Genomic DNA, 24,971 nt, shown 5'->3' on the forward strand with positions numbered 1-24,971 from the left:
GGGCCGAGGTTACCTCTCGGCAGCACATTCGGAAACCGATCGGTATACAGGGTGGCAGGCTCGCTGAACAAGCGCTTAGATAGGAAGGTCAGCTGCACACCGCTCAGCCGGAGGCCCCGTTGTTCACTTCCGTCGACGACGTCTCCGCCCGCCTCGCGGAGACCGGCTACCTCGCCTCCCCCGCCGTCGCCACCACCGTCTTCCTGGCCGACCGGCTCGGCAAACCCCTCCTCGTCGAGGGTCCCGCCGGGGTCGGCAAGACCGAGCTGGCGAAGGCCGTCGCCGAGGTCGCCGGCGCCCGGCTGGTACGGCTGCAGTGCTACGAGGGCGTGGACGAGTCCCGGGCGCTGTACGAGTGGAACCACGCCAAGCAGCTGCTGCGCATCAGCGCCGGCCGGGACGAGACCTGGGACGAGGCCCGTACCGACATCTTCAGCGAGGAGTTCCTGCTCCCCCGCCCACTGCTGACCGCGATCCGGGGCGACGACCCGAAGGTGCTGCTGATCGACGAGACCGACAAGGCCGACGTCGAGGTGGAGGGCCTGCTCCTGGAGGTGCTCAGCGACTTCCAGGTGACCGTCCCCGAGCTGGGCACGGTCACCGCGACCCGCCGCCCCTTCGTGGTGCTCACCTCGAACGCGAGCCGCGAGCTGTCCGAGGCACTGCGCCGCCGCTGTCTGTTCCTGCACATCGGGTTCCCGGACGAGGAACTGGAGCGCCGGATCGTACGGCTGAAGGTGCCGGGGCTCGGCGAGGCGCTCACCGAGTCCGTGGTCCGGGTGGTCGGGGCGCTGCGGGCGATGGACCTGCGCAAGGTGCCGTCGGTGGCCGAGACCATCGACTGGGCGCGCACCCTGCTGGCACTGGGCGCCGGCACTCTGGACGAGCAAGTCGTACGGGATTCCCTGGGCGTGATCCTCAAGCACCAGGACGACATCCAGAAGGCGGCCGCCAAGCTGGACCTGGACGCGCTGTGAGCGCAGCGGCACCCGCCCCGGGCGACCTCGCCGACCGGCTCACCGGTCTGGTGGGGGCGCTGCGGGCGCACGGGCTGCGGGTCGGCACCGGGGAGACCGTGGACGCGGGCCGGGCGGTGGCGGCGCTGGGCCTGGCGGACCGGGAGCTGCTGCGCGAGGGGCTGGCCGCGACCCTGCTGCACGGCAGTGGCCAACGGGCCGTGTTCGACCAGGTCTTCGACCTCTACTTCCCGCGCGGGGTGGGCGGGCCCGGCACCGAGTACGCCGACCGGGACGAGTTGCGGGAGCGGCTCGCGGCCGCACTGGCCGACGACGACGCCGTGCTGCTGCGGCAGTTGGCGGCGCAGGCGGTGGACGGCATGGGCGGGTACGGGAGTTCGCCGGGCTCGGACGGCTGGTCGTCGTACCAGACACTGGACCGGCTGCGGCCGCAGACGCTGCTGGCGCGGGTGCGGGCGGACGTCCGGGCGCGGGGCACGGACCCGGGGTTCACGGACAGGCTGCTGGACGACGAGATCCGGCGGCGGATCGAGGCGTTCCGGGGCATGGTCGCGGCGGAGGCCCGGCGCCGGGTGGCCGAGCGGCGCGGGCGGGACGAGATCGCCCGGCGGGCGGTGGCGCCGAGCGCCGACCGGGTGGACTTCCTGTTCGCCGGGCGGGATCAACTCACCGAACTGCGCAGGGCCGTTCAGCCGCTGGCCCGCAAGCTGGCGACGCGGCTGGCCGCGCGCCGCCGGCGGGCCGCGCGGGGCACCATCGATCTGCGCCGCACGCTGCGCGGTTCGCTGTCCACGGGCGGGGTGCCGATGCGGCCGGTGCTGCGCCGGCGCCGGCCGGTCCGGCCCGAACTGGTGCTGCTGTGCGATGTGTCGGGCTCGGTGTCGGGGTTCTCGGACTTCACGATGCTGCTGGTGCAGGCGTTGCACGACCAGTTCAGCAAGGTCCGGGTGTTCGCCTTCGTCAACCGGATCGACGAGGTGACCGGCCTGCTCGAACACGGCCGGGCCGACCCGGAGGGGCTCGGCGCCCGGATCCGCACCGAGGCGACGCTCACCGGCTGGCACGGCAGCAGCGACTACGGGGTGTCGCTGGGCGAGTTCGCGGAGCGGTACGGCGCGGCGGTGGGCCCGCGCAGCACGGTGTTCGTGCTCGGCGATGCCCGCACCAACAACCTCGACCCGAACCTCGCCGCCGTCCGCCGGATCGCCGGGCAGGCGCGCCGCGTCTACTGGTTGAACCCCGAGGCGCGGTCCCTGTGGGGCACGGGCGACTCGGCGGCTCCCGACTACGCGGAACTGGTGGAGATGCACGAGTGCCGTACGGCCCGCCAGCTGAGCGCCCTGATCGCGCGCCTGCTGCCGGTCTGACGCCGGGCCGGGTCACGGCAGCGGGCACCGTCAGGTCCGTTAGATCCCCTCCCCCCCTGTCGAACTAGGGAGTTCACCTGCGCCTTCGTGCGGCCGGCGGACGGGGCGCTGCGCTGGATCAACATGGTCCGGTTCGGCTTCGACCTCGCGATCGCCTGCACCGTCGTCCGCTACGGCGGCGCCGAATTCCCTTACCTGCCGAAGAAGTTGTTCCTGCCCTCGCTGGTGGCACTGCTCGTCCTCGCCTTCCTGGGCATGAACCACGTCTCTCTCGACCCGAACCTCGCCGCCGTCCGCCGGATCGCCGGGCAGGCGCGCCGCGTCTACCTGGTTGAACCCCGAGGCGCGGTCCCTGTGGGGCACGGGCGACTCGGCGGCTCCCGACTACGCGGAACTGGTGGCGGCTCATGTCGGTGGCGAACGAGACGATCGGCATGCCGACGGTGCGGTCCCGCAGCCCGGACCGGATCAGCTGCGCATAGGCGACCGTCCAGAAGACACCGGTGCCGAGCATGGACGCGGACCGCAGCACGTCATGGACAGCCCTCCGCAGCGGATCCGTGGTCCGTCGCCCGCCGTGTCCACTCCGGCACGGCGCCTGCTTCGGACGCAGGGCCGATCGTCAGGTTCGCCGTGGTACCGGCCGGCTCACCCGGCCGGTTCGGCCTCCTCCAGCACGCTCACGGCGGGCGCGGGGACCGGGCGGCCGCGGACGGTCAGGCCGGGCAGGGCCACCAGAAAGGCGACGGCGGCCAGCGCTGCGGCGCCGAGCAGACCGGCGCGGGCCGCGGCCGGGAAGTCACCTTGGGTGGCGAGGAGTTGGCTGAAGTAGAGGGAACTCGCCAAGGCGGTGCCCAGGGAGGTGCCGATCTTCATGCCGGTCTGGTAGACGCCGGCCGCCGTGCTGCCCTCGCGGCGCGGGACCAGTTGCAGGGCGAGGGTCTGGTTGGCCGCGATGACGCACCCGGCACCGCAGCCGGCCACCAGCAGCGGCAGGGCCACCAGCAGGAACATGTTGTCGCCGGGTGCCGACCCGCCCACCACCAGGGCGGTGGCCCCGAGTCCGAGCGCGGTGAGGGCGGTGCCGACGATCACCAACGGGCGCCCGACGCGGTGCACGATGCGGCCGCTGATGACGCCGCAGACCGCGGAACCGACGGTGAACAGCACCGTGCACAGGGATGCCTTGAACGGCGCGTAGTGCATGCCCTGTTGGAGGAACTGGGAGATGACGATGAAGATGCCGGTGAATCCGCCGTAGAGAGCGGCGGCGACCAACGTGCCGACCCAGTAGGCGCGTTCACGGAAGAGATTGATGTCGACCAGGGGCTGGCGGCCCCGGCGCGCTATCCCCATCTCCCACAGCACGAAGACCTCCAGCAGGACGAGTCCGGTCCAAGCCAGCCACCACCCACGGTCCGCCCATGCTCCGCCCCGCAGCAGCGGAAGCATGACCCCCGTGACCGCGAGCCCGAGGATCAGGGCGCCCACCAGGTCCAGGCCGTTGCGCCGTTCGGCACGCCGGCCCTCGGGCAGCAGCCGCACGGCGAACGGCAGGACGGCGAGGTCGAACGGAATGAAGAGGAAGAAGATCCAGCGCCAGCCGTCGGCCGTCCCGAAGCCCTGGAGGACCGCGCCGCCGAGGAGCGGGCCGATCGCGGTGGACAGACTGACGGTGGCACCGTAGTAGCCGAAGGCACGGCCGCGTTCGCGGGGCGGGTACATCTGGTGGAGCAGGCCCACCACTTGGGGCGCGACCAGACCGGCCGCCACGCCACGGGCGAGGCGGCTCGCCACCAGGAAGCCCGCGTCGGGGGCGACCCCGCACAGCACCCCGGTGAGGGTGAACAGCGCCATCCCCACCAGGAGAACCTTCTTGCGACCGAACTCGTCGCCGAGCCGGCCGCTCGGGATCAGCGCCAGTCCGAAGGTCAGGGTGTATCCGGCGATCGACCAGGTCTGCTGCGCCGAGGACATGTCCAGGTGACGCTCCATGGAGGGCAGCGCCACGGTCACGATGCTCACGTCGAGCAGGGTCAGGAAGGCGGCGGCGACGCACACGGCCAGGGCCCAGGCGCGGCGGCGGCCGGTCGGTTCGGCGGGTGCGGGTGCGGGTGCGGGTGCGGGTGCGGGTGTCGTGCTGAGGTCTTCCGGCGTCTTTGCCATGGCGTACCTCTGTTTCCCATCGGCTGTCCGTACAGGGAGTTCGATGCCGTGGGGGCCACCTGGGTGTCCCCCTGGGGAATGCGGCTCGTGGGAGGGGGGAGCTACATCCGATTCCGGTGCTGGCCGGGACCGTCCCTGGTCCCGGCCAGGTGGTGGTCGGTGGCCGTCAGCCGACGTCAGCGACGAGGCCGGCCTTCTGCACACCGTGGACCGCGACGGTCTCGTCGTTGTCGGGCCGGTCACCGCTCACGCCGACCGCGCCGAGCAGCGTGCCGTTCTCGTCCCGGACCAGCGCGCCGCCCTTGGAGGAGGCGATCCGGCCCTCGGAGATCGCCGCGAGGGCGGCGAAGAACGCGGGGTCGCGCTCGGCGTGCCGGGCGCCGGCGGCACCGCCGTGGCCGGTGCCGAGACAGCCCCAGGCTTTGGCGTGGGCGATCTGCGGGCGCAGGATGCCGGCGGTCTCCTCGCGCTTGACGACCAGGGGATGGCCGCCGGGGTCGAGGACGGTGACGGTCAGCGGGCGCAGGCCCAGTTCACGGGCGTGGCTCAGGGCCGCGTCCACGATCTCGGAGGCCTGCTGGAGCGTGAGTGCACTCATGGTTGTGACTCCTCTTGGCTTCTTTTACGGGGGTTGTTACCGGGGCTCTTGCCGCGGCTCTTGTCCGGGTTCTCGTCGGGGCTCTTTCGTGGAGGGGGGATCGTGCTCACCGCCTCGCGGTCGCTGACGCGGCCGGCCGCGTACAGGCCGAGCAGGTTGACGGCGGCGAGAGTGAGGAAGGCGGCCCGGTAGCCGCCGGTACCGGCCCCGGGGACTTTGGCTCCGGCGGTGACCAGGACGCTGGTGGCTACCGCGACCCCGACCGCGCCGCCGAGCCTGCGGCCGACGTTGAACAGGGTCGAGGCGCGCCCCGAGGACGAGTCGGAGACGGTGGCGAAGGACGCGGACTGGGTGCCCACGAAGACCTGGCCGACGGCGAGCCCCATGCCGAACAGCAGGATCACGACCAGCCAGAGGCCTGGGTCCGTCGGCAGCACCAGGCCCAGCACGGCGATGACGGCACTGGTCCCGCCCGCGCCGAGCATCAGATGCCGGCGTGGCCGGAGCCTGCGGTAGAGCACCCGGCCGGCCAGCTGGGAGCCGGTGACCACGCCGACGGCCTCGGGGAAGGTGGTGAGGCCGGCGCCGAGCGCGGTCATGCCCCGCGCGTCCTGGAGATAGAGGGTCAGGGTGAACAGGGTGCCGAGGAACGTCACCGACTCGACGGTCATCACGGTGGTACCGGAGGCGAACAGCCGGTTCCGCAGCAGCCGTACGTCGATCATCGGGGTACGGCTGCGGAGTTCCACGGCGGCCGTCGCCGCGACCAGTACGGAACCGCAGGCGAGGGCGGCGACCACCGCGGCGGTACGCCAGCCCCGCTCGGGCCCGGCCGAGAGACCGTACATCACCAGACCGAGCCCGCAGGCGGCGAGCAGAAACCCACCGAGGTCGAAGCGTTCGGCCGGCCGCGCGGGCCGATCGTGCAGGAACAACGCCCCGAAGGCCACGGCGAAGACCCCGACCGGCACATTGACGTAGAAGATCGCCCGCCAGGAGACCTGGGTGACCAGGATGCCCCCGAGCACCGGGCCCAGCGTCGGGGCGAGGCCGTTGGCGATGCTGAGCACCGCCGAGGTCCGCACCCTCTCCTGCGGCGCGAAGGCGCGCAGCAGCATGGCCATGCCGACGGAGGCGAGCATCCCGCCGCCCGCTCCCTGCACCACCCGGAACACGACGAGCTGGCCGAGGCTCGTCGCGGTACCGCACAGGGCCGAACCGACGGTGAAGACGGCGACGGCGGTGAGCAGGGTCCGCTTCCCGCCGAACCGGTCGCCGAGCCAGCCGGAGGCCGGCACCGAGACGGCGAGACTCACCAGGTACGAGATCGACACGGTGTCGACGGCCGTGGCGGGGACGTTGAAGGCGCGGCCGATGGTGGGCAGGGCGACATTGACGATCGTCATGTCGAGGGTGCTCAGGAACAGCCCGGCCACGTAGACGACACAGACGGCCACCTTGTGGCTGACGCCGCGCCCGCCGTGCCGTGCCGCGTCGGCGGGTTCCGTGGCCGGGGGCGCGCTCATGCGACCGGGGCGGTGCGGCGGAGCAGTTCGTCGAGGACGCCGGTGGCGCTCTCGTCCAGCCCCGGAGCGGGCTCGAACCCGCCCTCCACTGTGAACGACAGCCGTACGAACGGGATGTGCACGGAGCCGGCCACCGGCACCATGCCGAGCGCGGTGACGACCGGCAGCAGCGCCTGTACGGCCCGCGCTCCGGCCGCGACCCCGCCGTAGCCGACGAAGGCGACCGGCTTGCCGGCCCATTCCCTGGCCAGGTAGTCGAGGGCGTTCTTGGTGGCCGCGTTGAAGCTGTGGTTGTACTCCGGCACCACGAACACATAGGCGTCGGCGGCGCTCACGGTCTCACTCCAGCGCCGGGTGTGGTCGTGCTCGTACCGGCCGCGCTGCGGCGGACGCGGCTCGTCCAGCAGCGGCAGTCCGACCTCGGCGAGGTCGACGAGTTCGGTGTCGAAGCCGGGGTGCTTCAGCGCCAGGGCGTGGAACCACTCGGCGACGGCGGGGCCGCGCCGGCCGGGACGCGTGCTGCCGATGATGATCTGCAACCGGGGTCGGTGCATGTCTGACCTTTCGTCGCTCAGTCGTCCAGGACGACCGTGTTCTCGATGACTCCGAGCCCCTCGACCTCGCCCCGGACGACGTCACCGGGCCGTACGGCTCCCTGTCCGGCCGGTGCCCCGGTGGACAGCACATCGCCGGGCGCCAGGGTGAGCGCGGCGGTGAGCCAGGCCAGTTGCTCGGGAACGGGGTGGAACATCTCTGCGGTACTGCCGTCCCGGCGCACCTCGCCGTTGACCCACTGACGGATCCGCAGCGCGTGCGGGTCCGGGATCTCATCGGCGGTGACGAACCAGGGCCCGCAGATGCCGTAGGTGTCGAAGCCCTTGGCACGGTCCATGCGGTGGTTGTCCAGCTCCGCGACGTCGCGCGAGGTGACATCGCAGAAGCCGACGTAACCGGCCACCGCGGCCATGGCGTCGTCCGGGGTGAGGAGACGGGAGCGGGGGCCGATGACGACGGCCAGCTCCATCTCGGAGTCGACCCGCTCGCTGATCACGGGAGACCGCAGCTCGTCGTACGGCCCGGTGAGGGCCCCGCCGGCCTTGAGTCCGCCCCCGGGCCCGCGCCGGGGCGGCGGCTCCTCGCCGGGTGCGAGCCGCCGCCGCAGGTAGTTCCCTCCCATGCACCAGACGGTGCGCGGACGGCCGACGACGGCCCCGAGCCGCTCCGGCTCGTCGGACCACAGACAGTCCTCGTCGAGAACGCCGCTGTCGAGGCACGAGACGACCCAGTCGAACAGCCGTCGCACGATGGTGAGTTGCGGATCCAGCTGGAGCAGTGCGGGAAGGCCGCCGTCCGGTACGACGAGCCGGGACCGAGCGAGAGCGTCCTCCCGATGAACGCCGTCCACTTCCAGCTGCCGCACGAAGGCACCCTGGATGTCGACGAGTTGGCGCGGAACCAGACCGGCGAAACAGAGCCGGTCCCCGAAGGGGGACCGCCGCGAGGCGATTTTCACTGATGGGTGCTTTCTTCCTTGTCCGAGGGCGGTGGAACGCGCGCCCTTCAGGGGCGCGGGGAACTGCGCGACAGAGCCACCCGTAACCGGTCGGCAACCGGCGGCCAACCGATACCCGGACCACCCCGCCGCGGCCTACTTGCCGTCCGCGTCCTTGGGATCCTCGAACCGAATCCCCCCGTCCGTCACCACGGTCACGAACTTGTCCTCGTCCGGCTCCACCGGCAACTGGATCGGCGGCAGCCCGATGACGAACAGCACCAGCTCCTCGGCGGCCACGAACCTCGCCTTCTCGCCGGGGTCCGCCTCCACCGCCCCCAGCCGGCCGACCTCGGTGCCCTCGACCGTGCCCGTCCCGGACAGCACCACGCTCAGCCGCTTGGCGTCGGCGCTCTCGGAGAGCCACTCGGCGCCCGTCTCGACCTTGACGAACTCGACCCAGAACTGCCGCTCTGTGTACGTGCCGATGTGCTTCCGCTTCACCCCCGGCCAGGCCGGCACCGGCAGCCAGTTGAAGTGGTTCGGGTTGCTGATGACGACCCCGTTGTAGCGGGGCTTGGGGAACCGCTGCTCGCGTTGGGCGCGCCGCTCGGCCTGGGCCTCCTTGTTGGCCGGGCCGCGGCCGCGGCCGGCGCCCATGCCGAGCGCCGACGCCCCGCCGAACTGCAGCACCAGCTGGAGTTGCTTGGGATCGGTGAGCTTGTCGTCCTGAGGACCATAGGTCTGGCCCTCGGGGAAGTAGCCGACCTCGCCCTCGCGCAGGATGCCCTGCTCGCCGAGGTTCATGTCGCCGACGAGGGGCAGCCGGATCTGCTCGAAGGTGTGGCAGTGCCGGGGCATGACGAAGTCGCCTTCCTGGCGGCCCAGGATGTAGCGGTAGTTCTCCAGCGGCTTGTCCCGGTCGCCCATGAGCAGGTAGTTGAACGCGACCGTCCCCTTGGGGTGGTCCATCTTGTACGCGTTCGGGTCGAACGGCGCGATCTTCATCGCTGTCCTCCGTTGTGGGGTGTGGTGTGCGCCCGCGGAATGCCGCACGGCCTGGGGGCTCGCGCGGACGGGCGGTGTGTCCGAAGGCGGGCGACCGGTCGACGGGCGGGTCGGCTCAGCCGTGCCGCGCCTCTTCGATGACCTCCGGTCGTCGCTGCCCTCCACGAAACCTTCCTAGTAGGTTTGTGTCAAGGTAGGTGGCGAGCTCTCATTGAGCTCTCATGCACAGCAGCAGTAGGGCGATGAACAATCGCCAAGCGTGGACATTGATCCCGACCTACTAGGTAGGTTAGCCTGGGTACAGAAATCACAGGAGCCCGGGCGCCCTACGTCCGGATCACGCCCGGGAGTGACATGTCCGTGCCCCAGAAGCCCGCGAAGATCTTCCGCGGCCGGGTGGCCGACCAGATCGTCGAGGACCTGCGCACACAGATCCTCAGCGGCACCCTGCCCGACGGCTCACGCCTGCCGTCCGAGCGGGAGCTGGCCGCCTACTACGACGTGAGCGGCCCCACCGTCCGTGAGGCGATCCGGGTACTGACCGCGATGGGCCTGGTCAACACCCGCAACGGCAGCCGGGCGACGGTCACCGCGCAGGGCGACACCATGCTCGCGGTGTCCATCGCCTCCGTGGTGCAGGTCGAGAAGGTCGGCGGCCGAGAGGTCCTCGGCCTGCTCGGCGCCCTCAACGCCTACGCCGCGGAACTCGCCGCCGAGCACGCCACCGACGAGGAGATCGACCGGCTACGGACCGCGGCACAGGCCGTCCCGGCCGCCGAGGGCGTGGAGCGGACCGCTGCGGCCCTGCGCGGCTTCTTCGACACGCTCGCCGGGATCTCGCACAACCCGTTGCTCGCCGCCCTGTGTCGGTTCATCACCGAAATGCAGATCGGCCTCGCCGTACGGCTGTCCGCCGGCGAGGGCCGCGACTTCGGCCGGGTCGCCGGCGCGCTGCACACGGAGCGGATGCGGATCGTGGCCGCGGTCGCCTCCCGGGACCCCCGGCACGCGGCGGCCGTGGTCCGCGACTACCACCGGACGGCCGTCGAGCGGATCGTCGAGGCCCGGGAGACCGACGGGGACTCCGCGCTCTCCGAGGCCGGTCTCACCGAGGCGCTCACCGCCTGGCTGCGGTCGAACGTCACCCTGGGCGGCCAGGTCGCGAGCCCGCGGAGCACCCTGTCGTGACGGCACGGTCCGCTGCGCTCCGCACCGTCCGCGAGGCCGCCTTCGACGTGCTCCGCCGGCACGGCCTGACGACCCTTTTCTCCAACCCCGGCTCGACCGAGGTCTCGGTACTCGCCGACCTCCCCGAGGACCTGGAGTTCGTACTCGCCCTGCACGAGGGGTCGGTGGTCGGCGCGGCCACCGGCTGGGCGCTGGCCCGCGACGAACCCGCGCTGGTCCTGCTGCACACCACCGCCGGGCTCGGAAACGCGGTGGGCGCGCTGGCCACCGCCCGTGTCAACCGGGCGCCCCTGGTCGTCCTGGTCGGCCAGCAGGACCGCCGGCATCTCGCCCAACAACCTTTCCTGACTGGCCGGTTGGAGGGGTTGGCAGGGGACTACCCGGTGCGGGTGGAGTCGCCGGCCCGCGCCCAGGACGTGCCGGGGGCGATCGGCCGGGCCGTGCACGCGGCCCGCGAGTCCCGGGGCCCCGCGCTGGTGCTGGTCCCGATGGACGACTGGGCACAGCCGGCCGAGGATCTGCCGGTGCCCGCCCCGGACGCGGTACGGCGGTCGGCCGCCGCCGATCCGCAGGACGTGGCCGCCGTCGCCCACCTGCTCGCCCGGGCCGCCGACCCCGTCCTGGTCGTGGGTGCGGGCGCGGACAGCGCGGCCACCTGGACCGCGCTCGCGGCTCTGGCCGAACGGCTCGACTGCCCTGTCTGGCAGGAGCCGTTCGGCGCCCGCGCCGGGTTCCCGCAGGACCACCGGCTGTTCGCCGGGCATCTGCCCGCGGACCGTCCCCGGCTGCGCACCACGCTCGCCCCACACGACCTGGTGCTGTGCGTGGGTGCCCCTTTCCTGCGGCAATACCCCTACGAGCCAGGCAAGTTGACCGAGGCCCGGGTGGTCGTGGTCACCGACGACCCGGCGGAGGCCCACCACTCCCCCGCCGAACTGGCCGTCGTCACACCTCTCCCCGACTTCTGCGACCGGCTCGCCCGCCGCACCCCACCGCGCGAGTCCCAGCGGACCGCCTCCCCCCGTCGGCCCGCGCCGACTCCCGACGGCTCGTTGACCCCGGCGCACGTCCTGGCGGCGCTCGCCGACCGGCTGCCCGCGGACACCGTGGTGGTGGAGGAGACCCCGTCCTCACGTCCCGACCTGCACGCCCTGCTCCCCGCCCGCGCCCCGCTCGGCTTCCTCAGCGCCGCGATGGGCGGCCTCGGCTTCGCGCTGCCCGCCGCCGTCGGCATCCGGATGGCCCGCCCCCGGCGCCCTGTCGTCGCCGTCGTCGGCGACGGCTCCTCCCTCTACCAGATCCAGGCGGTGTGGACGGCCGCCCACTACGGCGTCGGAGCGCTCTTCGTGGTGCTCGCCAACGGCCGCTACGCCGTCATGGACAAGCTCGCCGAGCAGCACGGCGGCAAGCCGCCGTGGCCCGCGTTCGATGAAGTCAGCGTCGCCGGACTCGCCGAGTCCCTCGGCTGCCCGGCCCGCCGGATCGGCACCCACGACGACCTGCGCGCGACGCTCGACGAACTCTGCCCCGAACTGGCCCACAGGACCCAGCCATTGGTCCTCGAAGTCGCCGTCACGGCCGACGGCGACTTCCGGACCTGACCGCACCCGCACCCCCCTTCTACGGAGGCCGCCATGTCCCTGCTCGATCCCGCGCTCTGGTCCGGAAAGGCCTCCATAGGCACCTGGACGCCCCCCACAGGCGGCACGGCCCCGGTCGTCGAGCCCGCCACCGGTGACGTCCTCGACGTCATCGGCGTGGCCACCGCCGAGGACGTCCCGGTCGCCGCCGGGCGGGCGGCGCGCGCCCAACCCGCCTGGGCCCGGCTGCCGTACACCGAACGCGCCGCCGTGCTGCGGCGTGCGGGCGACCTGTTCACCGAGCACGCCGAGGAGATCCAGCGGTGGCTCATCCGCGAGGCCGGCAGCATCCCGGGCAAGGCGGCCTTCGAGACGGTGACCGCCGCCCAGGAGTGCTACGAGGCGGCGGCGCTCGTCTCCCGCCCGCTCGGGGAGGTGCTGCCCTCGGCCGAACCGCGGCTGAGTCTCGCGCGCCGGGTACCGGCGGGCGTGGTCGGCGTCATCGCACCGTTCAACGTGCCGCTCGTGCTGGGCATCCGCTCGGTCGCCCCGGCCCTGGCGCTCGGCAACGCCGTGCTGCTCAAGCCGGATCTGCGTACCGCCGTCTCCGGTGGGGTCACGATCATGCGGGTGTTCGAGGAGGCCGGGCTGCCCGAGGACGTGCTGCACCTGCTCCCCGGCGGCGCGGACACGGGCGCTGCGCTGGTGTCGGCCCCGCAGGTGCGGGTGATCTCCTTCACCGGCTCCACCGCCGCAGGCCGCAAGGTCGGCGCGGCCGCCGCCGAGCACCTCAAGCGCGCCCACCTCGAACTGGGCGGCAACTCGGCGCTGATCGTCCTGCCGGACGCGGACCTCGACCGTGCCGCCGCCACCGCCGCCTGGGGTTCGTTCTTCCACCAGGGCCAGGTCTGCATGACCACCGGCCGCCACCTGGTGCACACCTCGATCGCCGACGAATACGTCGAGCGGCTCACGCACAAGGCCGAGCACCTGCCGGTCGGCAACCCGGACAAGGAGGAGGTCGCGCTCGGCCCGGTCATCGACGCGGGCCAGCGGGACAAGATCCATGCCCTGGTCACCGCCAGCGTCGACGGCGGCGCCCGGCTGGCGGCCGGGGGCACCTACCGGGACCTCTTCTACCGGCCCACCGTCCTCACCGATGTCACCGACACCTCACCGGCCTACGCGGAGGAGGTCTTCGGACCGGTGGCCCCGGTACGCACCTTCACCGACCTCGACGAGGCGGTCGCCCTGGCCACCGCCACCCCCTACGGGCTGTCCCTCGGCATTCTCACGTCGGACGTGATGCGCGGCCTCGACCTCGCCGAGCGCATCCCCACCGGCCTGGTCCACATCAACGACCAGACCGTCAACGACGAGGCCGTTGCCCCCTTCGGGGGAGTCGCCTCCTCCGGCACCGGCGCCCGCTTCGGCGGCGCCGCCAACATCGAGGCGTTCACGGAGACCCGCTGGATCACGGCCCGGTCAGCTCAGGCGGCCTACCCGTTCTGACCCGTCTGGACCGTTCTGGACAGATCGGACCGGTTCCGGCGGAACGGCGAGCGCGTCAGCGGGCACCCCGGCGGCCGCCTTCGCACCGGCCGAACCGGCGGACGGGAGCAAGTCGCTCCCGATACCGCCCGCCGGACGGTATCGGCCCGGCGCCGCCCGTCGGTCTCGGGTGGACCGTGGACTACGCCCCGGGATGGGCGAGTTCGATGTCGTGGTCGTGGATGTCGCCGCCGGAGACCAGCACCCCGGCGGCGTGCGGCGGGTAGCCGGTCGCGATGACGGTGTACGGGCCGGTGTCGAGGTCGGAGAAGGCGTACGCGCCGTCGTCCCCGGTGGTGGTCGTGGCGACGACGTTGCCGGCCACGTCCACCAGCGTGACCCGGGCGTCGCCCAGCGGGCCCCCGACGCCGCGTACCGTGCCGCGCACATGGGCGCCCGGTCGCAGCTCGACCTCGATGCGGGAGATGCCGGTGCCGGCGATCTCGACGGGCAGGGCGAGCGGCCGGTGCTTGGGCGAGCTGACGGCGAGGGTCACGGTGCCGGGCACCAGGTCGCCGACCGCGAACTCGCCGAACCCGTCGGTCTGCTGGGTGGCGAGCACGTCCCCGCGCACATCGGTGACGACCACCACGGCCCCGGCGACCGGCGCTCCGCTGTCGGCGGCACGCACCAGTCCGGCCAGACCGCTGGTACCGCTGAGCAGCACGTCGTAGGCGACCGGTTCGGTGCTGACGACCAGGGTGGTGGCCTGCGGCCGGCGGCCGTCGGCGGAGGCTATGAGGACGTACGTCCCCTCGCCGGGCGCCGCCACGGAGTAGCGGCCCTCGGCGTCCGCGACCGCGCGGCCGAGCTGGCGGCCGCCGAGGGAGATCAGGGTGACGGCCGCCCAGCCGACACCGGTTCCGTCGGCGCCGCGCACCCGTCCGTGCACCTGGACGCCGTCGTCGGCGAGGGAGACGGTCACCGGAGCTCCTTGCGCACCCACCGGTGACTCGGGCGCCGGTTCAGGCGTCGCACCGGCCGCCGGGGCCGGCTTGCGGCGCGGGATGAACGCGGCCACCAGCAGTGCGAGGACCGCCGCGCCGGAGCCGACCGCCATGACCACCTTGAAGCCGTTCTCGGAGGGCACGGTGACCCCGCCGAAGACATTCGTCATCTGGGCCAGGATCACCCCGGCGACCGCGCTCGCGGTCGACGTACCGATGGACCGCATCAGGGTGTTGAGGCTGTTCGCGGCGGCCGTCTCGTGCGGGTCGACGGCGCCCATGATGAGCGCGGGCATCGCACCGTAGGCGAAGCCGATACCGGCGCCGACGACGCAGGAGGCCAGCACGAGCTGCCAGACGGCGTCCATCAGCACGATGTTGAGCCCGTACCCGGCGGCCACGATCACCGCGCCGCACATCAGGGTGGTCTTCGGGCCGAAGGTCTTGGAGACGAGGGCCGACACGGGCGCCGTCGCCATCATCACCAGGCCGGTCGGGGCCATCACCAGGCCCGCGTCCAGCAGCGACTTGCCCAGCCCGTAGCCGGTCGCCTGAGGCAACTGCAGGAGCTGCGGAAGCACCAGGGACATCGCGAACATGGAGAACCCGAAGGCGATCGAGGCGAGGTTCGTCACCAGGACCTGACGGCGGGCGGTGGTGCGCAGGTCGACCAGCGGTTCACGGGTGCGCAGCTCGTAGAAGCCCCAGGCGAGCAGGACCACCACGGCCGCCCCGAACAGACCGAGCGTGGTGCGACTGCCCCAACCCCAGTCGGCACCCTTGGAGATGCCGAGCAGCAGACAGACCAGGCCGGCCGCCATCCCGAGGGCGCCGAGCAGGTCGAAACGGCCGCCGGTACGCACCTTGGACTCCGGCACCAGCAGCATGACCAGCGCGGCGGCGACGACGCCGAGCGCGGCCGAGGTCCAGAACAGCACATGCCAGTCGAAGTGGTCGGCGATCAGCGCGGCGGCGGGCAGGCCGAGCGCGCCGCCCACGCCGAGGGAGGCGCTCATCAGGGCGGTGGCTGAGCCGAGCCGTTCGGCGGGGAGTTCGTCGCGCATGATGCTGATGCCGAGCGGGATCACACCCGAGGCCAGACCTTGCAGCGCGCGGCCGACGATCATCGGCACGAGGGTGTCGCTGAGCGCGGCGGTGACCGAGCCGACGACCAGCATGCCCAGGCTGGTCAGCAGCATCAGCCGCTTGCCGTACATGTCGCCGAGCCGACCCATGACGGGCGTGGCGACTGCTGCCGCGAGCAGGGTGGCGGTGACGGCCCAGACCGCGTCGGACGCCGACGCGTCGAGCAGCTTCGGCAGCTCGGGCACGATGGGGATCACGAGGGTCTGCATCAGCGAGACCACGATCCCGCCGAAGGCCAGCACCGCGACGACTCCGTTGGTCCGCGGGGCGGACTCCCCTGCCTCTACCGGCCGGGGCTGTGCATAGGACATGGTCGAGCCTCCGTAGGGCCACTCGAGTCTGCACGACCCTCCCGAATGTAAGTCACTTGATTTACTTAAGCAAGGACAGTCGGGTTCGGTGCGACGGACGTGAAGGTCGCTCAGCTGGACTCGCGCACCACCAGCCGGCACGGCACCGTGTGCACCCCTGGCACCGGTTCGGCGTCGATCGCCTGGAGCAGCCGCAGCGCGGCGATGCGCCCGATCTCGGCCAGGTTCATGTCGACGGTGGTGAGCGGCGGGCGGCAGGCGAGGGCCATCGTGTCCCAGTTGTCGTAGCCGACGACGGCGATGTCCCCCGGCACGTCCTTGCCGCGCTCGCGCAGTGCGTCCGCCATCCCGCGGGCGATCTGGTCGTTGCCGCAGAAGACGGCGTCCGTGTCGGGCGCCGTCCGCAGTACCGCGTCGGCGGCCCGCCGCCCCCAGGCCTCGCTCCACTCCCCGAAGTGCACCCGGCCGGCGGCGAGTCGGAGGTCGGACCCGGCCAGGTGCCGGACGGCGTGCGCGGCGCGGTCCCGGGCGGCCTGGTGGTGCTCGGGCCCGGTGACATGGGCGATCCGGGTACGACCGGTGGCCAGCAGGTGTTCCACGGCGAGCCGGGCGCCGCCCCGGTCGTCGGTGACGACGGAGGTGTCGGCGGGATCGGTCGACGGCGAGAGGGCGTAGACGACCGGGATCGCCGGGTCGATGCCGGACAGGGGCGGGCGAGGGTCGGTGCGGCGGCCGGTGACGATGACGCCGTCGACCCTCCGGTCGGTGAGGTTGCGCAGATGGTGCCGTTCACGGATGGCGTCGCCGCGGGTGTCGCAGAGCAGCACGGAGATCTTCCCGGCGCCGAGCGCGTCCTCGGCGCCGAGCAGCACCGGCGTGCTGAAGCGGCCGATGCCGTCCGTCGTCATCAGGCCGACCGTCCAGCTGCGGCCGCTGTGCAGGCTCTGCGCCTGCTGGTTGGGCCGGAACCCGAGCGCCTGCACCGCGTCCAGCACCCGTTGCCGGGTCTCCGGGCGCATCCGGCCGGCGCCGTTCAGCGCCTTGGAGGCCGTGCCCACGCTGACGCCGGCGAGCGCGGCGACATCGGCGAGCCTGGCCCGGCCGACGGGCGGGGAGTCTGGAGCAGAGGTCACGGGCAAACCTTTTCCTGGACGATTACTCGGCGATGCCGTCGGCCTTCCGGCGACATAGCCGCCCCACATCGTCGCAGGCACCGACAGGAAGGGACAGACCCGCAGGGCAACTTGAAAAAACTGCGCCGGGCGGCTTGACCCCTCTCCTCGACTGCCCTGTACTTCTCGGCGAGAAAACGGTTGCGCACAGTGGTTCCGAACCACACCGCGCCTCAAGTCCCGGACGGCGTTCGGCATTTCGAATCCGCATCCGTCAGCGCCCGGGCACCCAGCCCCTCCCCACCCTCGGAGAGCCATGCCCCGCACCCGCTCCGCCCCGATCGGCCCCGTCCGTCTCACGCCCGATGCCCGCACCGCGCTGCACCCGGCGACCGTCGCCATCGAAAGCGGCTTCTGGCACGACCGCCGCACCACCAACGCCCGGGTCTCCCTCCCCCAGGGCCCGGACCTGCTGGAGTCCGCCGGCAACCTGCACAACCTGCGGCTGGCGGCCGCCGCGCGGGAGGCGGCTTCGGACACCGTGACCGAGGGCGAGTTCCAGGGCGCGTATCCGTTCGTCGACACGGACGTCTACAAGTGGCTGGAGGCGGCGTCCTGGCAACTCGCCGAGGGGGAGGACACATCACTGGCCGCCGACGTGGCGCGGATCGTCGCCCTGGTGGCCGCCGCGCAGCAGCCCGACGGCTATCTCAACACGTGGTTCCAGCTGGTCAAGGGCGGCGAGCGGTACCAGGACCTGCGCTGGGGCCATGAGTTGTACTGCGCGGGCCATCTGATCCAGGCGGCCGTGGCCCACCACCGCGCCACCGGCCGCCTCGAACTCCTCGACGTGGCACGGAAGTTCGCCGACCACATCGACTCGGTCTTCGGCCTCCCGGGCAGCGGCAGGCCCATCGACGGCATCGACGGTCACCCGGAGGTCGAGACCGCCCTGGTGGAGCTGTACCGGGAGACCGGCGAGCGCCGCTATCTGGACCTGGCCGGCTACTTCGTGGACCGGCACGGCCATGGCCTGCTCGGCGGCGAGGCCTACTGCCAGGACCGGGTCCCGCTGCGCGAGGCCACGAACGTCGAGGGCCATGCCGTACGGCAGTTGTATCTGCTGGCGGCCGCCGCGGACCTGGCGGCGGAGACCGGGGACGCCGAACTACGCGCGGCGGGCGAGCGGTTGTGGCACGCCATGACGACCACCAAGACGCATCTCACCGGCGGTCTCGGCGCCCACCACGACGAGGAGGACTTCGGCGACCCCTACGAGCTCCCCACCGAGCGGGCCTACTGCGAGACCTGTGCCGCGATCGCCTCGGTGCAGTGGAGCTGGCGGCTGGCCCTCCTCACCGGCGAGGCCCGCTACTCCGACCTGATCGAGCGCACCCTCTTCAACGGCTTCCTGGCCGGGGTCTCGCTGGACGGCGAGCGGTGGCTGTACGTCAACCCGCTCCAGGTCCGCGACGGCCACACCGACACCGGTGGCGACCAGTCGGCCCGCCGCACCCGCTGGTTCCGCTGCGCCTGCTGCCCGCCCAACGTGATGCGGCTACTGGCCGGACTGACGCACTATCTGGCGTCGGGCGACGAACAGGGCCTGCAGATCCACCAGTTCGTGACCGGGACGTACGAGACCGACCGGATCCGGGTGCGCGCCGAGACGGACTATCCCTGGCACGGCACGATCGGGTTCACCGTCGAGCAGACCCCGGCCGACGCCCCCTGGACGCTGTCCCTGCGCATCCCGCAGTGGTGCCGGGACTTCCGGGTGCGGTGCGGCACGGAGACCTACGACCGGTCCGACGCCCCGGTGGAACGGGGCTGGCTGCGGCTGACGCGCACCTGGGAGCCGGGCGACCGGGTGCACCTAGAACTCGGCCTCGAACCCCGGCTCACCGCGGCCGACCCGCGGGTGGACGCCGTACGCGGCTGTGTGGCGATCGAGCGCGGGCCGCTCGTGTACTGCCTGGAGCAGGCCGACCATCCGGGCGGCGGGCTGGACGACATCGTCCTCGACCCGTCCCGTCCGCCGGCCGTGAAGCACCGCCCGGACCTGCTCGGCGGTGTCACCACCGTGGTGGCCGCCGGACACCGGCGGCGCATCCCCGACCGGGGCTGGTGGCCGTACCCCGCCGCGGACGACACCGGTCCCGAACCCGACGGCGAGCCGGTCGAGTTGACCGCGATCCCGTACCACGTCTGGGCCAACCGCGAGGACGGCAGCATGCGCGTCTGGCTCCCCACCTCCTAAAGACACCCCGTCCTACGACAACGAGGTCACCCCGTGATACCCACCCGCCGTACCCTCATGGTCACCGCCGTCGCCCTCGGCACCCTCGCCTCCCTCACCGCCTGCGGTGGCGGTTCCGGCTCCTCGGGATCGTCGTCCTCGGCCGGCGGCACGTACACCTTCTGGGACCCGTATCCGCAGTTCGACGCCTCCTCGGACTGGGGCAGGCGGATCACCGCGTGCGGCACCGCGGCCGGGGTGAAGCTCAAGCGAACGGCGTACGACACCACCGACCTGGGCAACAAGGCGCTGCTGGCCGCCCAGCAGGGCAACGCGCCGGACGTGATGCTGGTCGACAACCCGGTCGTCTCCACGCTGGTGGAGGCGGGGATCCTCAACAAGACCGGCGACCTGGGTCTGGACACCTCGTCGATCCAGAAGAACATCATGGGGGCCGGCACGATCGACAACGCCTCCTACGGCGTGCCGATCGGCGCCAACACCCTCGCGCTCTACTACAACAAGAAGATCCTCTCCGCCGCCGGTGTCGACCCGGCCTCGGTCAAGGACTGGTCGTCGCTCACGGCCGCGCTGAAGAAGGTGAAGGCGGCCGGGAAGAAGGGGATCACCTTCTCGGCGATCAACACGGAGGAGGGCAGCTTCCAGTTCCTGCCGTGGTTCTGGGGAGCGGGCGGCGACCTCACCCGGCTCGACTCGGCCAAGGGAGTCGCGGCGCTGGCGCTGTGGAAGCAGTGGGTGGACGCGGGGTACGCACCGAAGGACGTACTGCAGAACACCCAGACCACCAGCTGGCAGGAGTTCGCGACCGGGGAGTACGCGTTCAGCGAGAACGGTACCTGGCAGCTCGGCAACGCCGACAAGGCCGGATTCCCGTACGGGGTCGTCAACATCCCCGGCCAGAACGGTGGTTCGGCGCCGGTGCCGACCGGGGGCGAGTTCGTGACCGTGCCCGTGCAGCAGGACACCTCCCGCTACGACGTGAGCAAGAAGATCGTCACCTGCCTGACCAGCGACTCCAGTCTGCTGGCCACCGACACCACGCTCATGTACGTGGCGCCCACCTCCGCCGTACAGGCCGAACAGGTCAAGAAGAATGCGGAGTTGAAGCCCTGGGTGGCGGCGGTCGCGGCGGCCCGGGGCCGCACCAGCGGCGGTCTCGGCACCAAGTACCCGACCATCTCCCAGCCCCTGTGGACGGCCGTCCAGGCGGCGCTCTCGGGCGGCAGGAGTCCACAGGACGCGCTGAACACGGCCCAGTCCAGCGCGCAGAAGGGCTAGGCCCCATATGACCGTCGCCCGGATCGACCAGCGGCGGCGCGCACCGGCCGCCACGGCGGAGGCGAGCGAGGCCGGTGCCCGGTCCCTGCGCCGCAGGCGGCGGCTGACCGCGCTCGCCTTCGTGACCCCGCTGCTCGCCTACCTCTGCGCCTTCTACGTCTATCCGCTCTACCGCAACCTCGACCTGAGTCTGCGCGACTACACCGTCCGGTCCTTCGTGGCGGGCGACGCACCCTTCTCCGGCTGGGACAACTTCCGCAAGGTGCTGGACGATCCGACGTTCGGACCGGCGATGCGGCACACGATGGTCTTCACCCTGGTGTCGATCGTCTTCCAGTACGCGATCGGGCTCGCCCTCGCGGGCTTCTTCAACCGGCACTTCAGGCTGTCGACCGTGCTGCGGGCACTGTTCCTGGTCCCCTGGCTGCTGCCGCTGATCGTGTCGGCGTCGACATGGTCGTGGATGTTCAACAGCGAGTCGGGAGTGGTGAACTACTTCCTGCACCTCTTCGGCGTGGCCCCCGTCGGCTGGCTGACCTCGCCGGACTGGGCGCTGACGTCGGTGATCGTCGCCAACATCTGGATCGGCATCCCCTTCAACCTGGTCATCCTGCACAGCGGCCTGCAGAACATCCCCGGCGAGCTGTACGAGGCGGCGGCGCTGGACGGGGCGGGCGCCTGGCAGCAGTTCCGCCGGATCACCTTCCCGCTCCTGCGTCCGGTGTCGGCGATCACGCTGCTGCTCGGGCTCGTCTACACGCTCAAGGTGTTCGACCTGATCTGGATCATGACCAAGGGCGGTCCGGGAGACGCCTCCTCCACCCTGGCCACCTGGTCGTACCAGCTCGGCTTCGGCACGCTGCTGCCCAGGTTCGGTCCCGGCGCGGCCGTCGGCGACATCCTGATCCTCATCGCCCTGGCCTTCGGCCTGCTGTACATCCGCGTACAGAGGAGGCAGGAGGCATGAAGTCCCGTACCAAGAAGCGCCGTTACACCGTCCTCGGGCTGCTCCTCACCGCGCTGATGCTGTTCCCGGTGTACTGGATGGTCAACGTCTCCCTCACCCCGCAGCGGGACATGCGCAAGAGCCCGCCGGATCTGCTTCCGCTGCACCCCACCTTCGAGGGCTACCGGGCCGTCCTGGACGACCAGTTGCCCTACCTCGGCACCAGCCTGCTCATCGGCCTCGGCACGGTCGCCCTCACCCTCGTCCTCGCCGCCCCGGCCGGCTACGCACTGGCGAAGCTGCGCCCGCGCGGGGCCGGCGCCCTGGGCCTGGCCCTCCTCATCGCGCAGATGGTCCCCGGGATCGTCATGGCGATGGGCTTCTACGGCATCTTCCTGGACCTCGGTCTGCTCAACTCCTGGTGGGGCCTGATCGTGGCGGACTCCACCATCGCCGTCCCGTTCGGCGTCATGATCTTCACCGCGTTCATGTCGGGCATCCCCGGCGAGCTGATCTCGGCCGCCCGGATCGACGGCGCCGGCACCTGGCGCACCTTCCGGTCGGTCGTTCTCCCGTTGAGCCGCAACGCGATCGTCACCGTCTCGCTGTTCGGCTTCCTGTGGGCCTGGTCCGACTTCGTCTTCGCCAACACCCTCGACGGCGGAGGCAGTTGGAAGCCGATCACGCTCGGCATCTACAAGTACATCGGCAACAACAACCAGGAGTGGAACGCGATCATGGCCACCGCCGTGGTCGCGTCGGTCCCCACGGCCGTCCTCCTGGTCCTCGCCCAGCGCTATGTGGCCGCGGGCGTGACCGCGGGCGCGGTGAAGGACTGAACCCTCCGACTCCCTTACTCCTCGAGGAGATCCATGCCATGAGCCGCATCCCCCTCAGAGCCGCCCTCGGCGCCGTGGTGCTGGCCGCCGCCCTCGGCACCGCGGCCCCCGTCCAGGCTGCCCCCACCTCCGCCACCACCCTCGTGGTGAGTGCCGACCAGACCCTTCGCCCGGTCACGCACGTGGCCTCGGGCAGCCTGTACGGCCTGGACACCGCGAGCGTCCCGGCCGACGGCCTGGTCTCGCCGCTCAAGCCCAACACCTTCGTGCAGATGGCCCCCGGCGGCAGCCAGCTGCCCAACGGCGAGCCCAGCCCCGGCGGTGACGCCCTGGTGGTCGCCCCCGAGGCGGCCAGGGCCGGTGCCGAGGTCGTCGTACGCATGCCGGACTGGTATCCGAACTTTCCCTACAAGTGGGTGAGTTGGAGCGACTGGCTGTCCGCCGTGGACAAACAGGTCGCCTCGGTGAAGTCCTCCGGCGCCACCAACATCGCCGCCTACGAGCTGTGGAACGAGCCGGACTGGACCTGGAGCACCTCGTCGGCCGGCAGTTTCGACTCCGGGTGGGCCACGACGTACCGGGAGGTTCGGGCCAAGGACGCCAACACGCCGATCCAGGGACCGAGTTACTCGGCGTGGAACCAGAGCTGGATGAGCACGTTCCTCACCGACGCGAAGTCGAGCGGCACCGTCCCCGACATCATCGCCTGGCACGAGCTGCAGGGCTCGCAGAACATCGCCGCCCATGTCGCCGCCTACCGCGCCCTGGAGACCAGCCTCGGCATCAGCCCCCGCCCGATCGCCATCGAGGAGTACGGCACCACGAGCGAGGTCGGTGTCCCCGGACCGCTCGCCAGCTATGTCGCCAAGTTCGAGCGGGCCGGTGTGCACGACGCCGAACTCGCCTTCTGGAACCACTACGGCACCCTCGGCGACACCCTCACCGACACCGGCGGCTCACCGAACGGGGCGTACTGGCTGTACAAGTGGTACGGCGACATGTCCGGGACCATGCTCGTCACCACACCCCCGGCGCAGACGGGCATCGACGGCTTCGCCTCCCGCAACGGCGCGGGCAACCAGATCAGCGTGGTCACCGGCGGCTGCACCGGTTCGTGTGCCGTCACCGTCAACGGACTCTCGTCGCTCTCCGCCTTCGGCAGCACCGTGCACGTCAAGCTGGAGTACACGCCCTCCAAGGGCCGTACGACCGCGGTCTCCGGCCCGGTCACGATCTCGGACACGGACTATCCGGTCAGCGGCGGCTCGATCACCGTGCCGGTGACCATGAACGCCTCCGACGGCTACCACCTGACCGTCACCCCGAGCGGCACCGCCACCTCGCTGGCCGGGCGCTACCAGATCACCAACCGGAACAGCGGCCTCGCCCTGGACACCAGCGGCGCGGGCACCGCCCAGGGCACCGCGGTCGTCCAGGCCACCGCCACCACGGGCACCGACCAGAACTGGACCCTGGTGGCCGCCGGCAACGGCCTCTACAAGATCCGGCAGCAGGCGAGCGGGCTCCTGCTCGGCATCACCAACGCGGGCACCAGCGCCGGCGGCACCGCCCTGATCTGGGGTGACAACGGCACCGCCGACCACCTCTGGCAGCTGATCCCGTCGGGCGACGGCTACTACAAGATCGCCAACTACAACAGCGGACTGCTGCTCGGCGTCACCGGCATGAGCACCTCGTCCGGCGCGCAGGTCCTCCAGTGGGACGACAACGGCACCGCCGACCATCTGTGGAGGCTGACAGCGCGCTGACGTACGCGCCAGTGAACCACCGCGCACCCGGGAGAGGCCGGTGCCTGGAATCGTCACCGCGCAACGGCCTCCCCTGCCCATTCGCAGCAGAAACGGCCCAGCCAGCCATGCCTTCGCAGGCCGGCCGTCCGGGCCGCCGGAACATCCCCACAGGTGATCAGGAACGGGCGGTTGTCGTGACGGGGCCGATCGAGTACGCCCCCGCGACCACCCTCGCCGACCTCCTCGACGACCTCCTCGACGACGGCCGGACGCTCGCGCCCGAGGAGGCCGCCCGGATCGGGCTCGGCATGGTCGCCGCTGCGGGCCGCGCACACCGTCGGCGTTCTGCACCGGGACGTAATACCCGGCCACGTGCTGCTCGGCCCGGGCGACCGGGCCGTCCTCACCGACTTCGGTATCGCCCTGACCGCCGGGTCGTCGACGCTCGCCCAGACCGGGCAGCTGGTCGGTTCGATCCCCTGTATGGCCCCGGAGCGGCTGCCCGGGCTGACGCCCCGGCCCGCCTCGGACCTGTGGTCGCCGGGGACCACGCTGTACCAAGCGGTTGAGGGCCGGCCGCCGTTCAGGCGCGAGACCGCGTGGAGACGGCGTACGCCATCGTCGCCGACGCCGTCGAGCCGATGAAGCAGGCGGCCCTGCTGGAGCCGCTCGTCCGGCTCCCGCTGTCCAAGGACCCGGCGGACCGGCCCTCGGCCGAGCAGACGAAACGGGCGCCGTCGGCCACCTGGCCGGGAGCGGTGACGGAGGTGGTGCCACCCCCGGCCTCCGCGGCCTGGACGACCTCCGCACCCCCGACGCCCCCCGTACCCCAGACCACCTCCGCTCCCCTACCGGCCTCCGCTCCCCCAGCTGCTCCCGGCGCCCGGCACGGACGGCGCGCCCGGTGCGGATGGCGCGCCCCTGCGCG

The 24,971-nt window shown here is 71.8% G+C and carries 18 protein-coding genes and 1 pseudogene; 11 read left to right on the plus strand and 8 right to left on the minus strand.

Going from position 1 to position 24,971, the window contains the following annotated elements; all coding sequences use genetic code 11:
- The first annotated feature begins 119 nt into the window (after positions 1–119).
- Positions 120–977, plus strand: coding sequence for a MoxR family ATPase (locus tag AB0D59_RS29520; protein WP_362571601.1), 858 nt, complete (start codon positions 120–122; stop codon positions 975–977).
- Entirely contained in the window at positions 974–2,344 is a 1,371-nt protein-coding gene (locus tag AB0D59_RS29525; protein WP_362571604.1) for a VWA domain-containing protein, read from the plus strand. Before AB0D59_RS29520 ends, AB0D59_RS29525 begins: the two co-directional genes overlap by 4 nt.
- 648 nt (positions 2,345–2,992) lie before the next feature.
- Here AB0D59_RS29525 and AB0D59_RS29530 read toward each other — a convergent pair.
- The 6 genes from AB0D59_RS29530 to AB0D59_RS29555 all read right to left on the minus strand — a co-directional run bounded on the left by AB0D59_RS29530 (position 2,993) and on the right by AB0D59_RS29555 (position 9,134).
- Entirely contained in the window at positions 2,993–4,510 is a 1,518-nt protein-coding gene (locus AB0D59_RS29530) for an MFS transporter (protein WP_362571607.1), read from the minus strand.
- A gap of 166 nt (positions 4,511–4,676) precedes the next feature.
- On the minus strand, positions 4,677–5,108 hold the full coding sequence (locus AB0D59_RS29535; RefSeq protein ID WP_362571610.1) for a heme-binding protein: 432 nt from the start codon (positions 5,106–5,108) through the stop codon (positions 4,677–4,679).
- Positions 5,105–6,634 (minus strand): MDR family MFS transporter, encoded by a 1,530-nt coding sequence (locus AB0D59_RS29540; protein ID WP_362571613.1) that lies wholly within the window; start codon positions 6,632–6,634, stop codon positions 5,105–5,107. Before AB0D59_RS29540 ends, AB0D59_RS29535 begins: the two co-directional genes overlap by 4 nt.
- Positions 6,631–7,188: an NAD(P)H-dependent oxidoreductase gene (locus AB0D59_RS29545; RefSeq protein ID WP_362571616.1), complete on the minus strand. Its 558-nt coding sequence runs from the start codon at positions 7,186–7,188 to the stop codon at positions 6,631–6,633. The genes AB0D59_RS29540 and AB0D59_RS29545 overlap by 4 nt, the downstream gene beginning before the upstream one ends.
- A gap of 17 nt (positions 7,189–7,205) precedes the next feature.
- The gene (locus AB0D59_RS29550; RefSeq protein ID WP_362571619.1) at positions 7,206–8,147 is read right to left on the minus strand and encodes a fumarylacetoacetate hydrolase family protein; all 942 of its coding nucleotides are present in this window, start codon (positions 8,145–8,147) and stop codon (positions 7,206–7,208) included.
- Positions 8,148–8,282: 135 nt separating this feature from the next.
- Positions 8,283–9,134 (minus strand): hypothetical protein, encoded by an 852-nt coding sequence (locus tag AB0D59_RS29555; RefSeq protein ID WP_362571622.1) that lies wholly within the window; start codon positions 9,132–9,134, stop codon positions 8,283–8,285.
- Between the two features lie 354 nt (positions 9,135–9,488).
- On the opposite strand from AB0D59_RS29555, the gene AB0D59_RS29560 reads away from it, so the two are divergent.
- The 3 genes from AB0D59_RS29560 to AB0D59_RS29570 are packed head-to-tail and all read left to right on the plus strand — an operon-like array spanning position 9,489 to position 13,414.
- On the plus strand, positions 9,489–10,322 hold the full coding sequence (locus AB0D59_RS29560) for a GntR family transcriptional regulator (protein WP_362571625.1): 834 nt from the start codon (positions 9,489–9,491) through the stop codon (positions 10,320–10,322).
- Complete coding sequence (locus tag AB0D59_RS29565) at positions 10,319–11,923, plus strand: thiamine pyrophosphate-dependent enzyme (RefSeq protein WP_362571628.1); 1,605 nt, start codon at positions 10,319–10,321, stop codon at positions 11,921–11,923. Before AB0D59_RS29560 ends, AB0D59_RS29565 begins: the two co-directional genes overlap by 4 nt.
- Positions 11,924–11,956: 33 nt before the next feature.
- Positions 11,957–13,414: a benzaldehyde dehydrogenase gene (locus AB0D59_RS29570; protein ID WP_362571631.1), complete on the plus strand. Its 1,458-nt coding sequence runs from the start codon at positions 11,957–11,959 to the stop codon at positions 13,412–13,414.
- A gap of 181 nt (positions 13,415–13,595) precedes the next feature.
- Here the strand turns inward: AB0D59_RS29570 and AB0D59_RS29575 are convergent, their stop codons facing one another.
- Together AB0D59_RS29575 and AB0D59_RS29580 are read right to left on the minus strand one after the other, a co-directional pair.
- Entirely contained in the window at positions 13,596–15,857 is a 2,262-nt protein-coding gene (locus tag AB0D59_RS29575; protein ID WP_362571634.1) for an MFS transporter, read from the minus strand.
- 110 nt (positions 15,858–15,967) lie between these two features.
- On the minus strand, positions 15,968–16,990 hold the full coding sequence (locus AB0D59_RS29580; RefSeq protein ID WP_362571637.1) for a LacI family DNA-binding transcriptional regulator: 1,023 nt from the start codon (positions 16,988–16,990) through the stop codon (positions 15,968–15,970).
- A gap of 295 nt (positions 16,991–17,285) precedes the next feature.
- Between AB0D59_RS29580 and AB0D59_RS29585 the strand changes: the two genes are divergently transcribed.
- The 6 genes and pseudogenes from AB0D59_RS29585 to AB0D59_RS29610 form a co-directional block, all read left to right on the plus strand.
- Positions 17,286–19,229, plus strand: coding sequence for a beta-L-arabinofuranosidase domain-containing protein (locus AB0D59_RS29585; RefSeq protein ID WP_362571640.1), 1,944 nt, complete (start codon positions 17,286–17,288; stop codon positions 19,227–19,229).
- A 57-nt stretch (positions 19,230–19,286) separates the two neighbouring features.
- Positions 19,287–20,507, plus strand: a complete 1,221-nt coding sequence (locus AB0D59_RS29590) for an extracellular solute-binding protein (RefSeq protein WP_362572012.1) — start codon at positions 19,287–19,289, stop codon at positions 20,505–20,507.
- A gap of 7 nt (positions 20,508–20,514) precedes the next feature.
- Positions 20,515–21,474, plus strand: coding sequence for a sugar ABC transporter permease (locus AB0D59_RS29595; RefSeq protein WP_362571643.1), 960 nt, complete (start codon positions 20,515–20,517; stop codon positions 21,472–21,474).
- Positions 21,471–22,292: a carbohydrate ABC transporter permease gene (locus tag AB0D59_RS29600; protein WP_362571646.1), complete on the plus strand. Its 822-nt coding sequence runs from the start codon at positions 21,471–21,473 to the stop codon at positions 22,290–22,292. Before AB0D59_RS29595 ends, AB0D59_RS29600 begins: the two co-directional genes overlap by 4 nt.
- A gap of 38 nt (positions 22,293–22,330) precedes the next feature.
- Positions 22,331–24,061: an RICIN domain-containing protein gene (locus tag AB0D59_RS29605; protein WP_362571649.1), complete on the plus strand. Its 1,731-nt coding sequence runs from the start codon at positions 22,331–22,333 to the stop codon at positions 24,059–24,061.
- Between the two features lie 188 nt (positions 24,062–24,249).
- Positions 24,250–24,777, plus strand: a pseudogene (locus AB0D59_RS29610) (serine/threonine-protein kinase); the annotation flags it as partial.
- Positions 24,778–24,971 lie beyond the last annotated feature (194 nt).

This window comes from Streptomyces sp. NPDC048417 (assembly GCF_040651615.1).
Classification (GTDB): Bacteria; Actinomycetota; Actinomycetes; order Streptomycetales; family Streptomycetaceae; genus Streptomyces.

Coding starts and splice junctions, on each gene's coding strand:
- AB0D59_RS29535 (WP_362571610.1), bottom strand. CDS start 5,108: ATGAGTGCACTCACGCTCCAGCAGGCCTCCGAGATCGTGGACGCGGCC.
- AB0D59_RS29555 (WP_362571622.1), bottom strand. CDS start 9,134: ATGAAGATCGCGCCGTTCGACCCGAACGCGTACAAGATGGACCACCCC.
- AB0D59_RS29545 (WP_362571616.1), bottom strand. CDS start 7,188: ATGCACCGACCCCGGTTGCAGATCATCATCGGCAGCACGCGTCCCGGC.
- AB0D59_RS29570 (WP_362571631.1), top strand. CDS start 11,957: ATGTCCCTGCTCGATCCCGCGCTCTGGTCCGGAAAGGCCTCCATAGGC.
- AB0D59_RS29595 (WP_362571643.1), top strand. CDS start 20,515: ATGACCGTCGCCCGGATCGACCAGCGGCGGCGCGCACCGGCCGCCACG.
- AB0D59_RS29585 (WP_362571640.1), top strand. CDS start 17,286: ATGCCCCGCACCCGCTCCGCCCCGATCGGCCCCGTCCGTCTCACGCCC.
- AB0D59_RS29540 (WP_362571613.1), bottom strand. CDS start 6,634: ATGAGCGCGCCCCCGGCCACGGAACCCGCCGACGCGGCACGGCACGGC.
- AB0D59_RS29560 (WP_362571625.1), top strand. CDS start 9,489: ATGTCCGTGCCCCAGAAGCCCGCGAAGATCTTCCGCGGCCGGGTGGCC.
- AB0D59_RS29600 (WP_362571646.1), top strand. CDS start 21,471: ATGAAGTCCCGTACCAAGAAGCGCCGTTACACCGTCCTCGGGCTGCTC.
- AB0D59_RS29590 (WP_362572012.1), top strand. CDS start 19,287: ATGGTCACCGCCGTCGCCCTCGGCACCCTCGCCTCCCTCACCGCCTGC.
- AB0D59_RS29575 (WP_362571634.1), bottom strand. CDS start 15,857: ATGTCCTATGCACAGCCCCGGCCGGTAGAGGCAGGGGAGTCCGCCCCG.
- AB0D59_RS29605 (WP_362571649.1), top strand. CDS start 22,331: ATGAGCCGCATCCCCCTCAGAGCCGCCCTCGGCGCCGTGGTGCTGGCC.
- AB0D59_RS29530 (WP_362571607.1), bottom strand. CDS start 4,510: ATGGCAAAGACGCCGGAAGACCTCAGCACGACACCCGCACCCGCACCC.